Annotated in this window: 14 protein-coding genes; 9 read left to right on the forward strand and 5 right to left on the reverse strand. The window is 40.8% G+C overall.

The window, feature by feature from the left end; genetic code table 11:
- The first annotated feature begins 118 nt into the window (after window positions 1-118).
- The gene (gene dprA / locus ABGT15_RS09790) at window positions 119-1,225 is read left to right on the forward strand and encodes a DNA-processing protein DprA (RefSeq protein WP_367231243.1); all 1,107 of its coding nucleotides are present in this window, start codon (window positions 119-121) and stop codon (window positions 1,223-1,225) included.
- A gap of 76 nt (window positions 1,226-1,301) precedes the next feature.
- On the opposite strand, the gene trpS is transcribed toward dprA, so the two are convergent.
- On the reverse strand, window positions 1,302-2,270 hold the full coding sequence (trpS, locus tag ABGT15_RS09795; protein ID WP_367231244.1) for a tryptophan--tRNA ligase: 969 nt from the start codon (window positions 2,268-2,270) through the stop codon (window positions 1,302-1,304).
- A gap of 69 nt (window positions 2,271-2,339) precedes the next feature.
- Here trpS and ABGT15_RS09800 point away from each other — a divergent pair, with 69 nt between their 5' ends.
- On the forward strand, window positions 2,340-3,086 hold the full coding sequence (locus tag ABGT15_RS09800; protein WP_367231632.1) for a lysophospholipid acyltransferase family protein: 747 nt from the start codon (window positions 2,340-2,342) through the stop codon (window positions 3,084-3,086).
- Between the two features lie 111 nt (window positions 3,087-3,197).
- On the opposite strand, the gene ABGT15_RS09805 is transcribed toward ABGT15_RS09800, so the two are convergent.
- The 4 genes from ABGT15_RS09805 to recA form a co-directional block, all read right to left on the reverse strand.
- Window positions 3,198-4,835, reverse strand: coding sequence for an outer membrane beta-barrel protein (locus ABGT15_RS09805; RefSeq protein ID WP_367231245.1), 1,638 nt, complete (start codon window positions 4,833-4,835; stop codon window positions 3,198-3,200).
- Entirely contained in the window at window positions 4,832-5,377 is a 546-nt protein-coding gene (locus ABGT15_RS09810) for an RNA polymerase sigma factor (RefSeq protein WP_367231246.1), read from the reverse strand. Before ABGT15_RS09810 ends, ABGT15_RS09805 begins: the two co-directional genes overlap by 4 nt.
- Window positions 5,378-5,389: 12 nt before the next feature.
- The gene (locus ABGT15_RS09815; RefSeq protein WP_367231247.1) at window positions 5,390-5,806 is read right to left on the reverse strand and encodes a hypothetical protein; all 417 of its coding nucleotides are present in this window, start codon (window positions 5,804-5,806) and stop codon (window positions 5,390-5,392) included.
- Between the two features lie 92 nt (window positions 5,807-5,898).
- Window positions 5,899-6,903 (reverse strand): recombinase RecA, encoded by a 1,005-nt coding sequence (recA, locus tag ABGT15_RS09820; RefSeq protein ID WP_367231248.1) that lies wholly within the window; start codon window positions 6,901-6,903, stop codon window positions 5,899-5,901.
- A 192-nt stretch (window positions 6,904-7,095) separates the two neighbouring features.
- Between recA and trhO the strand changes: the two genes are divergently transcribed.
- The 7 genes from trhO (at window position 7,096) to ABGT15_RS09855 (ending at window position 15,496) form a co-directional block, all read left to right on the forward strand.
- Complete coding sequence (gene trhO, locus ABGT15_RS09825) at window positions 7,096-8,460, forward strand: oxygen-dependent tRNA uridine(34) hydroxylase TrhO (protein WP_367231249.1); 1,365 nt, start codon at window positions 7,096-7,098, stop codon at window positions 8,458-8,460.
- Window positions 8,461-8,653: 193 nt separating this feature from the next.
- Entirely contained in the window at window positions 8,654-10,036 is a 1,383-nt protein-coding gene (gene ricT, locus ABGT15_RS09830; RefSeq protein WP_367231250.1) for a PSP1 domain-containing protein, read from the forward strand.
- Window positions 10,020-10,511: a gliding motility lipoprotein GldH gene (locus ABGT15_RS09835; RefSeq protein ID WP_367231251.1), complete on the forward strand. Its 492-nt coding sequence runs from the start codon at window positions 10,020-10,022 to the stop codon at window positions 10,509-10,511. Before ricT ends, ABGT15_RS09835 begins: the two co-directional genes overlap by 17 nt.
- A gap of 2 nt (window positions 10,512-10,513) precedes the next feature.
- On the forward strand, window positions 10,514-12,814 hold the full coding sequence (locus ABGT15_RS09840; protein ID WP_367231252.1) for a penicillin-binding protein 1A: 2,301 nt from the start codon (window positions 10,514-10,516) through the stop codon (window positions 12,812-12,814).
- Between the two features lie 65 nt (window positions 12,815-12,879).
- Window positions 12,880-13,581 (forward strand): CoA transferase subunit A, encoded by a 702-nt coding sequence (locus ABGT15_RS09845; RefSeq protein WP_367231253.1) that lies wholly within the window; start codon window positions 12,880-12,882, stop codon window positions 13,579-13,581.
- A 2-nt stretch (window positions 13,582-13,583) separates the two neighbouring features.
- Complete coding sequence (locus tag ABGT15_RS09850) at window positions 13,584-14,243, forward strand: CoA transferase subunit B (RefSeq protein WP_367231254.1); 660 nt, start codon at window positions 13,584-13,586, stop codon at window positions 14,241-14,243.
- 86 nt (window positions 14,244-14,329) lie between these two features.
- On the forward strand, window positions 14,330-15,496 hold the full coding sequence (locus tag ABGT15_RS09855; protein ID WP_367231256.1) for a class I SAM-dependent rRNA methyltransferase: 1,167 nt from the start codon (window positions 14,330-14,332) through the stop codon (window positions 15,494-15,496).
- Window positions 15,497-15,506: the final 10 nt, after the last annotated feature.

Genomic DNA, 15,506 nt, shown 5'->3' on the forward strand with positions numbered 1-15,506 from the left:
CTAATGAAAAATTAGTTTCCACTATAATCAGGGCTAGAGGGGATGCTATTTTATTTTTTGTAGTCTTTTTATTTCAAATTAATTTATAATTGCTTTACTTTGAATTTTATTATACGCCATGACCACATCCGATTTATTTTACACCTTAGCCCTGCTCAAGGTAGAAGGGGTTGGTGACATTGTTGCCAAGAAACTCATTAACCACTGTGGTTCTGCCGAAAAAGTATTTTCCAGAACCAAAAAACAACTGCTGACACTCGATGGCGTTGGTGAAGTATTGTTCCGAAACCTTCAGGATAAAAAAGTTTTTGCTTTAGCGCAATCGGAGCTTGATTATATGGAGAGGGAAAATATAAATTATGTTTTTTATCTGGATAATGACTATCCGGATCGTTTAAAACACTGTGTAGACAGTCCAACCGTTTTATTTCAATCAGGTCGAATCTGTCTGGGAAATCAAAAAATTATTTCCATTGTAGGTACAAGGAAAATTACCAGTTACGGTGTAGATTTTACCCGAAAGCTGATTGAAGAATTGGCACCTTTAAATCCCGTAATTGTTAGTGGTTTTGCTTACGGTGTGGATATTGTGGCACACCAAGCGGCTTTAGATCATAAACTTCAAACCATAGGTGTTCTGGCACATGGCCTGAATCAGATCTATCCTAAGGCGCATAAAAAATATGTGGCCAAGATGGAACAAAACGGTGGTTTTTTAACCGAGTTCTGGAGCAACTCTAATCCGGAGCGAGAAAATTTTGTAAAGCGAAACCGTATCGTTGCCGGGATGTCTGAGGCAACAGTGGTGATTGAAAGTGCGGAAAAAGGAGGCTCCCTTATCACTGCGAGCATTGCCAATGACTACAATCGCGATGTCTTTGCTGTGCCAGGAAGAACCAGTGATAAATACAGCCAGGGATGCAATATGCTCATTAAGACACAACGGGCACATTTGTTAACATCCGCCGCCGATCTGATTTACATGCTGAGTTGGGAATTGAACGCGACGGTTCCCAACAAGATGGTACAAAAACAACTTTTTGTGACTTTGGAAGCTGAAGAACAATTGGTTTACGATTTTCTGCAGCAATCCGGAAAGGAAGTACTTGATAGTATTGCATTGGAATGCCAACTTCCGATTTATAAATTAGCAACCATTCTGCTGAGTATGGAATTGAAAGGTGTGGTTCGACCGTTGCCTGGTAAATTGTTTGAAGCGATTTAAAAAAGCCACGAATACAAGCGCAACTCGATATTTGGTTGCGAGTCTTGTATTCGTGGCAAGATATGTGATTGCAGATTTAGTACCCTAATTTTTCGCGTACTTTGGCCAAAACGCCATCCGCTACTTTATGTGCCTTTTCAGCACCCATTTTCAATAAGTGATCGAGCTCCTCTAAATTGTTGATGTAATAATTGTATTTTTCTCTCTCTGTTTTGAATTTTTCAAGAATTACTTCAAACAAGGCTTGTTTGGCATGACCATAGCCGTAGTTTCCTCCTAAATAGTTAGCTCTCATGATCTCGGTTTGCTCCGGGGAAGCCAGTAATTTGTACAAAGCAAAAGCATTGCAAGTGTCCGGATTTTTTGGAGCTTCCAGTGGCGTGCTGTCGGTTACAATGGCCATAACTTGTTTGCGTAATGCTTTGTCGTCCAAAAAGATATTGATGAAATTATTTCTGGACTTACTCATTTTTTCGCCATCCGTTCCGGGAATAATCATGATGTTCTCTTCAATTTTAGCTTCTGGTAACACAAAAGTTTCTCCCATTTGGTGGTTGAAACGCGAAGCTACATCGCGCGTTATTTCCAAATGCTGCAATTGGTCTTTTCCTACGGGAACGAAATTGGCATCGTACAATAAAATGTCAGCTGCCATTAGCATTGGATAGGTAAATAACCCGGCATTCACATCGTCCAAACGGTCGGCTTTATCTTTAAAAGAGTGTGCCAGTGTTAAGCGTTGGAATGGGAAGAAGCAGCTCAAATACCATGACAATTCGGCTGTTTGTGGTACATCACTCTGACGGTAAAAAGTAACTTTGTTTACATCTAAACCACATGCAAGCCAAGCTGCAGCGACACTATAGGTGTTTTCACGCAACGTTTTCCCATCCTTAATCTGGGTTACCGAATGCAAATCGGCAATAAAAAGAAACGATTCGTTTTGGGGATTGGCGGCCATTTCAATAGCCGGTATAATCGCTCCCAAAAGATTTCCTAAGTGTGGTGTTCCCGTACTTTGAACACCGGTTAAGATTTTTGCCATGGTAAAATAATTTTGGCAAAGGTAATCGTTTTGGTAAAATCTTGCATCCGATTTGCTATTTTTGAGGCTATGAAAGTTATGAAAATCATTTTTTGGACGCTTTGGCGTATTTGGTTCTATGTATTGGTAACGGTTCCGATTATTATTATGTTTCCGATATTGTTTCTTTCCATAGTGTCGGAACGAACGTATCCGTTTTTTTTTGTTCTGGCGCGCTTCTGGGCCAGAATTATTCTTTATGGGATGGGCTTTCGTTACGAGGTGGAAAAAGACTATGAACTTGAGAAGCATAAAAGTTATATGCTGGTAGCCAACCACACCTCGATGATGGACGTGATGTTGATGTTACTCCTGGTAAAAGATAATCCGTTTGTGTTTGTAGGTAAAAAAGAATTGGTCAAACTTCCCATTTTTGGGTTTTTCTACAAAAGAACCTGTATTATGGTGGACCGTAATAGTTCCAAAAGCCGTTTTGAAGTGTTTGAAAGAGCACAAAAGCGAATCAATCAGGGATTGAGCATTTGCATTTTTCCGGAAGGCGGTGTACCGGATGAGAGTATTTTACTTGATGAATTTAAAGATGGAGCCTTTCGTATCGCCATCGAGCATCAGCTCCCAATCTTGCCCATGACTTTTGGCGATGTGAAAGAAAGGTTTTCGTTTACTTTTTTTAGCGGAAGTCCGGGTAAGATGCGCATCAAAATCCATAAACCAGTGGAAACGTCAGGAAAAGGTATGGAACATAAAGGTGAAATTAAGCATCAGATACGGGAAATCATATTGACGCAATTACAACAATTCGAAAACAGCAAATAGTAAAAATAAAAAAGACACTCTAACCCAAAAGAGTGCCTTTTTACGTTTTAACCCACCACAGATTAAAACAACCTAACTAAAACTTAACTTAACTAACTTTTATTATTTATTTTAAAAACGGTAACTAAGTCCGGTGTATAAACCAAAAAAGTAAGGTTTGAAATCTCCGGATTCGTTACTGAATGTATTGAACTGATATTTAAACATTGGTTCGAAATTGGCCTGAAAAGATTTCAGGAACCCATATCGGAAACCAACACCTACGTTACTGCTGAAGTGTACCTTGTTCAGGTTATTTGCCTCGCCAATAGTAGTGTTTGTTGTTGATGATACTAAGGAAACACGATTGTCGTTTAAGAACATTGAGCTGAAGCCTCCGATTACATCTACAGTGAAACGCTTGTTTAGGATTTTATAAGAAACCTCTACTGGAAGTTCTACATATCCAATTTTTTGGTTGAGTTCACCCGAATGTAAAGTGGTAACCACTTGTCCTCCATTCTGAGGAATTCCTTTTGGATTGGTATTGGATACAGTCACCCCAGATCCAAATCCGTTTTCGTTTACATATTGTAATCCGGCACCGTTTTGGGATTCATAAAAAACAATATCATTGGTGTTGTATTCAAAATTTAAAATGTTCAGTCCAGTACGTACCGACCATTTGTTGTTTATCGGGTACATGATACCCACACCATAGCTCACACTTGTACGGTACGATTTTGAATTGTCATTGAATTTTGCATCCAAAGCTGATCCATAACCATTTAAATTCATGTAAACCGGAGAGAACAAAGTAGAAACGATAATTTTATGCTCTTTTTTCTTCTCTTCTCTTGGTTTTTCTTCCGTTTCTTCCGGTGTTACAACTTCCACAATTTCACCGGTTGTTAAGGCAATCGAATCTTTTGCTACGACATCTTCTGATGTTGTAGATATAAAGGTTACTGCATCATTTCGGTTTTGTTCGTTTGTATTTCTTTCCATTCCGTTGCTTACAGTGTTTTTGGAATCGGCTTTGCGTCCTGTATTCGTTTCTTTCCCTGTTGCATTTCGCGGATGGTTATTTCTGGTTTCGTAAGCAATCTTAGACTGTGAATTGTTTTCATACAGCCAATCGGATTCTGTTTCGGTTACAATATCGGCATTGCGTTTGTCAATATCGGTTTTGTTTTTGTCTGTGCCTTTGTTTTCGGCGTTTTTAACAATTTCAGAATTTTGGACTGAACCGGCTTGAACCGCGATCGGCTGTTTTGCACCGGTGTTTCTTTCACTTTCGTTATTGTTGATTCCTGAATTTTTAGAAGCAACCGAATTGTTCTTTTGGTTGTCGTTGCCAGTATTTACAACAGAAGATGTCACCTTTTTATTGTTGTAAGTTGCAGCACTGTTTTTTGAAGAAGTTTGTGTTTCTGCAGGAGACAAATTCGCATCCTGATTTGCATCAGAAGTTGAAACGACAGCAGGGTTTGGATTTGTTGTCTCTAAGTCTAATGCCTCTTCTTTATTAGTGACAGTCTCTGAACCGGAATTAAACGGATTAAATCGGAACGTGTTCGTTACGGATAATCCAATGACCACCACAGCGGCAAAACCACTTAGGATAAGGAACAAAGGAAGTATGTTAAACTTCTTGTCCTTTTTGGACATTTTAGATTGGATGTTACCCCAAACCTTCTCTGGTGGAGCAACTTCGAAATCTTTAAATTTTTCCTGAAAGAGTCTGTCTATGTTATTTCTCTCACTCATTTTGCAGACTTAATTTTATTACTTGCTTGTTGTGACTCGATTTTCTCTTTTAAAATCATTCGCGCTCTTGCTAAATTTGATTTTGATGTACCAATATTAATGTTTAACATTTCAGCAATTTCCTTATGGGAATAATCGTCAATCACATAAAGATTAAAAACCAACCGGTACCGATCCGGTAGTTGCTGGATTAGTGAAACTAAATAATCCATGGATAGAGAATCTTCTTCGACATCAACAACAGGAACATCTGGAACATTCTCGTGTAATATTTCAAAAACACCTTCGGTACGGTATTTTTGAAGAATGTAGTTTATTACTACTCTTTTTGCCCAACCTTCAAATGAGCCTTTAAATTCGAATTTGTGTATCTTTTCAAAAATCAGGATAAAACCATCCTGTAAATTGTCTTCCGCTTCATCGCGACTACGGGAATATTTTAAACAAACTCCAAAAATTTTGGACGCAAGAAGCCTGTACAGTTGTTCCTGAGCAACCGGACTGTTCTTCTGACATTCTATGACAATTTGTTCTAATCCCAAAACTTTACCGCACTATTGGTCGGTTACATCAATTTCGTAAGTTAAAAAAACATCTTCTCCGTTAGCATCTTTACCGTTCCAAAACTGTAAGGTGTAAGGACCGATTGCGTCTGGAGTAAACTTGTAATTATTTGTTACTGTTGCATTTCCGTTAATTGCAGGGCATTCTTTTCCTGCGTTTTCAAAGATCACCGATTCAACTGCTACTTTGTTGCTCGTCGCTTCTTTTTCCGAATAGAATTTATTAAAAGCATGACAGCCTGTAGGTCTTGTAAACTTCACCTGAATATTTGCTGTACGGTTCACCTTAAAGCTTGCGGGCATGGTTACTTCGGTAACGGGAAGTAATTCATAGGTTACAGTTTCTGTTTCTTCCGGCTGACAAGACAGCAATAGTGTAAACAGTAAAAAAAGTAAAAGATTCTTCATATTCAACATGTTCTTTATAAAGAAGATGAGATATTTATAAAAGGGTTGCGTCGCATAATAAAAAAATCCCGAAAATTTTCGGGATTTTTTTATTATGCATTTTGTTCTTTAATATATTCTTTGATTTTTTGTTCCAATTCGTCCATCAATTCGGGGTTGTCTTTAATTAATGCTTTTACGGCATCACGTCCTTGTCCTAATTTGGTATCGCCGTAGCTGAACCACGAACCACTCTTTTTAATGATCTCAAACTCTACAGCCAAATCCAGTACTTCTCCGGTTTTGGAAATCCCTTCCCCGTACATAATGTCAAATTCTGCGGTACGGAACGGAGGTGCTACTTTGTTTTTGACGATTTTCACTTTGGTACGGTTACCTAATACGGTTTCACCATCTTTAATCTGTGTAGATTTACGGATGTCAATACGAACCGATGCGTAAAATTTCAACGCATTACCACCCGTTGTGGTTTCTGGATTTCCGAACATTACGCCAATTTTTTCACGCAACTGGTTGATGAAGAAAACGGTACAATTCGTCTTGTTAATGGTAGCGGTTAATTTTCTAAGTGCCTGCGACATCAAACGCGCGTGCAATCCCATTTTGGAATCGCCCATTTCACCTTCGATTTCACTTTTTGGTGTTAGAGCCGCTACGGAGTCAATGACAACTAAATCAATCGCGCCTGAACGGATTAGGTTTTCCGCGATTTCTAAAGCTTGTTCTCCGTTATCCGGCTGGGATATGATAAGATTGTCGATATCCACTCCTAGTTTTTGGGCATAAAAACGATCGAAAGCGTGTTCTGCATCGATAAAGGCTGCTAGGCCTCCCGCTTTTTGAGCTTCAGCAATGGCGTGTAAGGTTAAAGTTGTTTTACCTGACGATTCCGGTCCGTAGATTTCGATGATTCTTCCGCGCGGATATCCGTTAACCCCAAGGGCTAAATCTACCCCAAGAGAACCTGATGGAATAGCATCCACTTCTTCCACAGCAGCATCTCCTAATTTCATTACGGTACCTTTTCCGTAGGTTTTGTCTAACTTGTCTAATGTTAATTGTAAGGCTTTTAATTTGGCTTCTTTCTCTGAACTCATGGTACTTAAATTTTGCTAAAATTACTGTTTTTTTTTAAGTTACAAATAAGATGTTATTAACAATTGAACTTATTTTCAAGCGTCTGATTGTCAATCTATTTTGAAATTATCGTAAAATGATTATTTTTGCATCCGAATTCTTCCATTTAGAGTTCCCGACATTTTGTAATTTCTCACTTAAACGTTTATAGCATGCAACTGTATAACACCTTAAGCGCAGAAGAAAGAAAAGAGCTTATCGACCAAGCAGGTCAGCAGCGTCTTACTTTGTCTTTCTACCAATATGCGCACATTGAAGACCCTCAACAATTTCGTAACGATTTATTTTTAGCTTGGAATAAGCTAGACGCTCTTGGCCGTACCTATGTGGCTAAAGAAGGTATTAATGCGCAAATGTCTGTTCCGGCAGAAAATTTCGAAGCTTTTCGCGATACCTTGGAGGCTTACGATTTTATGAAAGGGATTCGTTTAAATGTGGCGGTAGAACACGACGATCACTCCTTTTTAAAGTTAACGGTAAAAGTCCGTAATAAAATTGTAGCCGACGGGTTGAATGACGAAACCTTCGACGTAACCAATAAAGGTGTTCATTTGAATGCCCAAGCCTTTAATGATATTTTAGACGATCCGAATACCATCGTTGTTGATTTCCGAAACCATTATGAGAGTGAAGTAGGCCATTTCAGAGGAGCGATTACGCCGGATGTGGAAACCTTCCGTGAATCCTTACCGATCATCAACGAGCAACTGAAAGATTTCAAAGAAGATAAAAACCTAGTGATGTACTGCACCGGAGGCATTCGTTGTGAAAAAGCTTCTGCGTATTTTAAACATCAGGGTTTTAAAAACGTGTATCAGTTGGAAGGCGGTATCATTAATTACGCCAAACAAATCAAAGAAGAAGGGATTGAGAGCAAGTTCATTGGGAAGAATTTCGTATTCGACCACCGTTTGGGCGAGCGCATCACCAACGATATCATTGCACAATGCCACCAATGCGGAAAACCGTGCGACAACCACACCAATTGTTCCAATGATGCCTGTCATTTGTTGTTCATTCAATGTGACGAATGTGCGGAAAAAATGGAAAACTGTTGTTCGACCGATTGTTTGGAAACTACACATTTGACATTAGTGGAGCAAATCAAGAAGCGCAAAGGGCTTCAGGTAGGGAATAAAATCTTCCGTAAAGGAAAATCCGAATCGCTGACCTTTAAAAAATCAGGGGTTTTAGAAGGTATTTCTCTGGCTCAGGCTACAGAAGAAGCACCGAAAAACATCCGTCAGAAAATCAAAACCAAAAAAACGATTTTAGGCGTAGCGGAGCATTACTTTACCAAAGCAGGCGTTGGGCAGTTTTCGCTAACTCATGGTGAAATGAAAGCCGGTGACAAAATCTTAATCTCGGGACCAACAACCGGAAACCAGGAAATAGTCGTGAAAGCGATGCGTGTTAACGGGCAGGAAAATACAACAGCAGCTAAAGGTGATAAAATTACGTTTGCCGTGCCGTTTCGTGTTCGTTTGTCCGATAAAGTATACAAAGTTTTAGACTAATTTTGTTCTAAAATACTAATACTAAACCTGCTGCGTTTTTATAATGGAGCAGGTTTTTTTGTTGGTAAAAATTAAGAAGATTACAACTTTTCAGAGTGTGGCTTTGCAACTAAAAAATACTATCTTTACACACAAAACCTAATTACGAACAAAGTAGTTCGCTGCGGCGGACGACCACTATATATTCAAAACTATGGCATGTACCAACTGTTCCACGGGTTCCAAGGACGGAACACCGCGCGGATGTAAAAATAACGGGACTTGCGGCACCGACAGCTGCAACAAATTAACGGTTTTCGATTGGCTTTCCAACATGAGTTTACCGGGAGGACAGGAACCTTTCGACTGTGTGGAAGTGCGTTTCAAAAACGGAAGAAAAGAATTTTACCGCAACACCGAAAAACTAACCTTATCCATCGGAGACATTATTGCAACCGAAGCTTCTCCGGGTCACGACGTGGGGATTGTAACCTTAACGGGTGAATTGGTAAAGGTTCAAATGAAGAAAAAAGGCGTAAATCCGGATGGAGAAGTGCCGAAAGTATACCGAAAAGCGTCTCAAAAAGACATCGATATCTGGAGTGAATCCCGCGACAGGGAAGAGCCGATGAAGGTGCGTGCCCGCGAAATCGCCATTGCTTTAAAACTGGAGATGAAAATTTCCGACATTGAATTTCAGGGTGATGCTTCGAAAGCGACGTTCTATTATACCGCGAATGATCGTGTGGATTTCCGTCAGTTGATTAAAGATTTCGCCAAAGAATTCAGCATCCGAATCGAGATGAAGCAGGTAGGTTTCCGTCAGGAAGCAGCGCGTTTGGGCGGAATCGGTTCGTGCGGACGCGAATTGTGCTGTTCGACCTGGTTAACCGATTTCCGAAGTGTGAATACTTCCGCGGCGCGTTATCAGCAGTTATCCCTAAATCCGCAGAAACTAGCCGGACAATGCGGTAAACTGAAATGCTGTTTAAACTATGAATTGGATACTTATTTGGATGCCTTGAAAGGTTTTCCGGAAATGGATACCAAATTGTACACGGAAAAAGGCGACGCCATTTGTCAGAAGTTAGATATTTTTAAAGGACTGATGTGGTTTGCCTACACCGATAATTTTGCGCATTGGCATGTGTTAAAAGTTGAGCAGGTAAGAGAAATTGTGGCGCAGAACAAAGAAAAGAAACGTGTTTCGTCTATTGAGGATTATGCCGTGGAAGAAACGCAATCGGTGGAGGAAAACTTCCAGAATGCTGTAGGGCAGGACAGTTTAACCCGTTTCGATCAGCCGAAAAAGAAAAAGCGCCCGAATAAAAAGCGCCCGAATGCCACAGCGGAAAAATCGGATAGACCTCAAGGGGAACGCCAGCCAAGACCGGAAAGACCGCAAGGAGAACGTCAACCAAGACCAGAAAGATCAGAAAGACCCGAACGCGGTGAACGACCGGTAAAACAAGAGCGTCCGGAACAAACCCCTAAGGATAACAATACGAATGCTTCTGAGGAACAGAAAAAGAATAAAAAACGATACAAACCTAACCGAAACAAACCTTCAAACGATAAAAATGCGTCAAAAGAATAACGTACTGCTTGTTGGATTTTTGATGTCGCTGGCCTTTATTTCCTGCGACAAGCAACGAGTTTTCGATGAATACCATGAAATCGACGGTAGCTGGCACACCAAACAGAAGGTGGCTTTTACCTTCGAACAACAGGATACGGTAGCGAAATACAACATGTTTATCAATGTTCGGAACAATAGTGACTATCCGTTCAACAATTTGTTTCTGATTGTTTCGATGCTGCAACCCGACGGCGTAACGAAAGTTGATACGTTGGAATACCAGATGGCAAATCCGGATGGTACTTTAATGGGAGAAGGTTTTTCCGATGTTAAGGAAAGTAAATTGTGGTATAAGGAAAAGGAGAACTTTCCTAAAAAAGGCAAGTATGTTGTAAGTATTGAACAAGCCGTGCGTGAAACCGGAAAAGTGCCGGGATTAGAGCAGTTGCCCGGAATTTCAGAAATAGGTTTTAGAATTGAAAATACAAAATAACAATGGCTCAGATCAACAATAAAAAAGAAGACTTTTCACCTTATGTTAAGAAGTTCTGGAAACTTTTTTTCTACTGCTTTGGCGGGGTGATTTTATTTTTCCTTTTCGCTTCCTGGGGACTTTTCGGAGCGATGCCCTCATTCGACGAGTTGGAAAACCCGAACTCTAATGTGGCTACGGAAATTATTTCTTCGGATGGGGTTACTATCGGGAAATTCTATCTGGAAAACAGAACACCGGTTAAATATGCGGAATTGCCGGATCATTTGGTGAAAGCTTTGGTAGCCACCGAAGACGAACGTTTTTACGAACACTCAGGAATTGACAGTAAGGGAACTTTACGTGCCGTCTTGAGCCTAGCAAGCAGTGGAGGTGCCAGTACCTTAACCCAGCAGTTAGCGAAGAATCTTTTCCACGGAGAAGGATCGAAGTTTTTGCCGTTGCGTATCATCCAGAAGGCTAAAGAATGGATTATTGCTACCAAATTGGAGCGTCAGTATACCAAACAGGAAATTATAGCGCACTACCTTAATACGGTGGATTATGTAAACAATGCGGTAGGAATTCGTTCCGCAGCCAAAATTTACCTGAACAAAGAGCCGAAAGATTTAACCGTGGATGAAGCCGCGATGTTTGTGGGCATGTTGAAAAACCCATCGTTATTTAATCCGCGTAGGCGTTTGGAAAAAGTAACCCAAAGACGTAATGTGGTGTTGCATCAGATGGAGAAAAACGGTTTTTTAACCAAAGAGAAGAAAGAATATTTTCAGAAACAACCGATCGTTTTAAAGTTCACGCCGGAAAGTCATATTGAAGGAACCGCAACCTATTTCAGAGAATATCTGCGTGATTTCATGAAAAAATGGGTAAAAGACAATCCGCGAAAAGACGGGGAAGGCGAATACGATATTTACCGCGACGGCTTAAAAATTTATACGACGATCGATTCCCGAATGCAGCAGTATGCCGAAGAAGCGACAGCAGAGCATTTGGCCAATCTGCAACAGGAATTCAGCAAGCGTCAGAAAGACAATCCAAACGCTCCTTTTATCGGTATTACTCCTGAGGAAACCAAGCTTATCATGAGCCGTGCCATGAAAAATTCCGAACGTTGGCGTATTATGACGGATAAAGGTTTTGATGAAAATAAAATTGTAAAATCTTTTGAGATTCCAACCAAGATGAAGGTTTTTACCTGGAAAGGCGAAAAAGATACCTTGATGAGTCCGCGCGATTCCATTTTATATTACAAGCACTTCCTTCAAACCGGAATGATGGCCATGGAGCCGCAAACCGGTTATGTAAAAGCTTGGGTAGGAGGTATCAATTATAAGCATTTCCAATACGACCACGTAGGGCAAGGAGCGCGACAAGTAGGTTCAACGTTTAAGCCGTTTTTATATGCGACAGCTATTGAGCAGTTAAAAATGTCGCCTTGTGATTCCGTTTACGATTCACCGTTTACGATGCCAAAAGGACGTTATGGAATCGATGCCGATTGGAACCCTAAGAATTCCACCGGAAATTATCGTGGTTTGGTGAATTTAAAATCAGCCCTGGCAAATTCCATCAATACCGTTTCTGCCAAACTGATCGACAAAGTAGGCCCTGAAGCCGTAGTAGACATGACTAAGAAATTAGGGGTTACTTCCGAAATTCCGGTACAGCCATCCATTGCCTTAGGGGCAGTAGACATTACGGTGGAACAGATGGTGGCGGCTTTCAGTACGTTCGCCAATCAAGGGGTATATATGAAGCCTCAGGTAATTCAGAAAATTGTAGATAAAAACGGCGTGGTTTTGTACGAACCTATACCGGAATCCCGCGATGTAATGAGTAAAGATGTCGCTTATACCATGATCAAATTGATGGAAGGAGTAACCGAATACGGAACCGGTTCCCGTTTGCGTTGGGGGAGTGCCCCGGAATCGGCGCGCGTTACAGGAGTTCCATATAATTTGAGAAATCCGATTGCCGGTAAAACAGGAACCTCACAAAACAATTCCGACGGTTGGTTTATTGGAATGGTGCCAAATTTAGCAGCCGGAGTCTGGGTAGGAAACGAAGACCGATCGGCGCATTTCGAGCAGACCAATATGGGGCAAGGTGCTACAATGGCCCTACCGATTTGGGGAATCTTCATGAAGAAATGTTATGAAGATGAAACGCTGAATGTTTCTCAGAAACCGTTTGAAAAACCAGAAAATTTCGCCATAAAAGTAGACTGTTGGACACCTAGAAAAGCTGTCGAGACCGATTCAACCAAAGTGGAAGAACCAACTACCGAAGAATTCGATTTTTAAAACAAAGACGTCCTGTTTTGGGACGTCTTTATACTTATATAATTAAACAAACACAAACTATAACAATGATTACCCGTAAAGTTAATAACGTACAAGAAGCCTTAGAAGGGATTCAGGACGGAATGACCATCATGTTGGGTGGTTTCGGTCTGTCCGGTATTCCGGAAAACAGTATTGCCGAATTGGTTCGCAAGGAAACCACTAATTTAACCTGTATTTCCAACAATGCCGGAGTAGACGATTTCGGCTTGGGCTTATTGCTTCAAAAAAGACAAATTAAAAAAATGATTTCTTCTTATGTAGGGGAAAATGCCGAATTCGAACGCCAGATGTTAAGCGGTGAATTGGAAGTGGAATTAACACCACAGGGAACGTTGGCTGAAAAATGTCGTGCCGCACAAGCCGGTATTCCCGCATTCTTTACACCGGCCGGTTATGGAACCGAAGTGGCGGAAGGAAAAGAGGTACGCGAATTCAACGGAAAAATGCACATCATGGAGTTGGCTTACCAAGCCGATTTTTCGATTGTAAAAGCTTGGAAAGGCGACGAAGCCGGAAACCTTATTTTTAAAGGAACCGCCCGTAACTTTAACGCACCTATGGCCGGAGCGGCAAAAATTACTATCGCTGAGGTTGAGGAATTAGTGCCGGCAGGAACCTTGGATCCAAATGAGATTCACATTCCCGGAATTATGATCAACCGTATTTTCCAAGGTGAAAAATTTGAGAAACGAATTGAGCAAAGAACCGTACGACAAAGAAGTTAATCATGGCATTAGATAAAAATCAGATAGCAAAACGCATTGCACAAGAAGTAAAAGACGGCTACTATGTAAATTTAGGAATTGGAATCCCAACATTAGTTGCCAATTTTGTTCGTGAAGATATCGCAGTAGAATTTCAATCCGAAAACGGCGTATTGGGTATGGGACCCTTTCCGTTTGAAGGTGAAGAGGATGCAGACATCATCAACGCCGGAAAACAAACCATAACCACATTACCGGGCGCGAGTTTCTTTGATTCGGCTTTTAGTTTCGGGATGATTCGCGCTCAAAAAGTCGACTTAACGATTTTAGGAGCGATGGAAGTTTCCGAAAACGGAGATATTGCCAACTGGAAAATTCCGGGGAAAATGGTGAAAGGAATGGGAGGTGCTATGGACTTGGTGGCATCCGCAGAAAATATTATCGTGGCGATGATGCACGTAAACAAAGCCGGTGAATCTAAAATTCTTAAAAAATGTACCTTGCCATTAACGGGTGTAGGTTGTGTGAAAAAAGTAGTGACAGAATTGGCTGTTTTGGAAGTTACACCAAAAGGTTTCAAACTTCTTGAGAGAGCTCCGGGTGTTTCCGTTGAAGATGTCATCAAGGCTACAGAGGCAGAATTAATCATTGAAGGCGATATTCCGGAAATGACCATCAACTAATATTTTTGTAATAAATAATAAAGCATCTTTGGTAAAACTTACTAAAGATGCTTTTTGTTTTTACCTTTGCATCAAAATAAGAAAGCATGAGTTATCCGAAAGTAATTTTAAAAGCAGGGAAAGAAAAATCCATTCAGCGCCGTCATCCATGGGTGTTCAGCGGTGCGGTTTATGGCGTTACGCAAGAAATTAACGACGGCGAAATGGTCGATGTGGTGGATTCCCAAAATAACCATTTAGGAACGGGGTATTTTAGTGACAAAGGAAGCATCGTGGTTCGGATTTTAACTTTCGGAAAAGAAAAATTTGATGCGGATTTCTGGGTAACCAAATTGCAATCCGCCTGGGAACTGCGTTTGAAATTATTGAAGTTAGAGGAAACTAACGCGTTTCGTCTGATTCATGGAGAAGGTGATGGAATCCCGGGTTTAATCATCGATTATTATGATAAAAACTGGGTCTTGCAGGCGCATTCCTCGGGAATCTATTTTCAGATTGAAGCCATTGCAAAAGCCATCAAAGATAATTTCACCGAACATTGTGACACGATTTACTGCAAAAGCTCGGGTACTTTGCCGCATACCGGAAAAGATTTCTTTTTGTTTGGGGACAAACCTGAAGCGGTAGCCAAAGAAAACAATATCCTGTTTGCAGTAAACTGGGTGGAAGGTCAAAAAACAGGATTCTTCTTAGATCAACGCGACAATCGAAAATTGTTAGCTCACTATGCGCATGGCAAAAGGGTTTTAAATACGTTCTGTTATACCGGAGGTTTTTCCGTCTATGCGATGAGCGCCGGAGCCCAATTGGTTACTTCCGTAGATATTTCCGAAAAAGCCGTGGCTTTAGCCGAACGGAACATGGAACTGAATTATGACGATTGTAACCACGAAGCCGTTGCCTCCGATGTTTTTGATTTTCTGAAAGAACACAACCAGCAATACGATTTGATTGTTCTCGATCCGCCGGCCTTTGCCAAAAGTATCAAAAGTAAACATACCGCGACCCAAGCTTACAAGCGTTTGAATATTGCCGGATTAAAATCACTAGCGCCAAAAGGAATTTTATTTACATTTTCGTGTTCTCAGGTGATTGATGATGTGTTGTTTTACAATACGATTGCCGCCGCGGCCATTGAAACCGGACGAAATATTCGTGTGCTGCACAAGCTGTCACAAGGACCGGATCATCCTACCAACATTTACCATCCGGAAGGCCATTACCTGAAAGGATTGGTACTTTATGTGGAATAGTTTACAGTTG

The organism is Flavobacterium enshiense, assembly GCF_040750275.1.
Classification (GTDB): Bacteria; Bacteroidota; Bacteroidia; order Flavobacteriales; family Flavobacteriaceae; genus Flavobacterium; species Flavobacterium enshiense_B.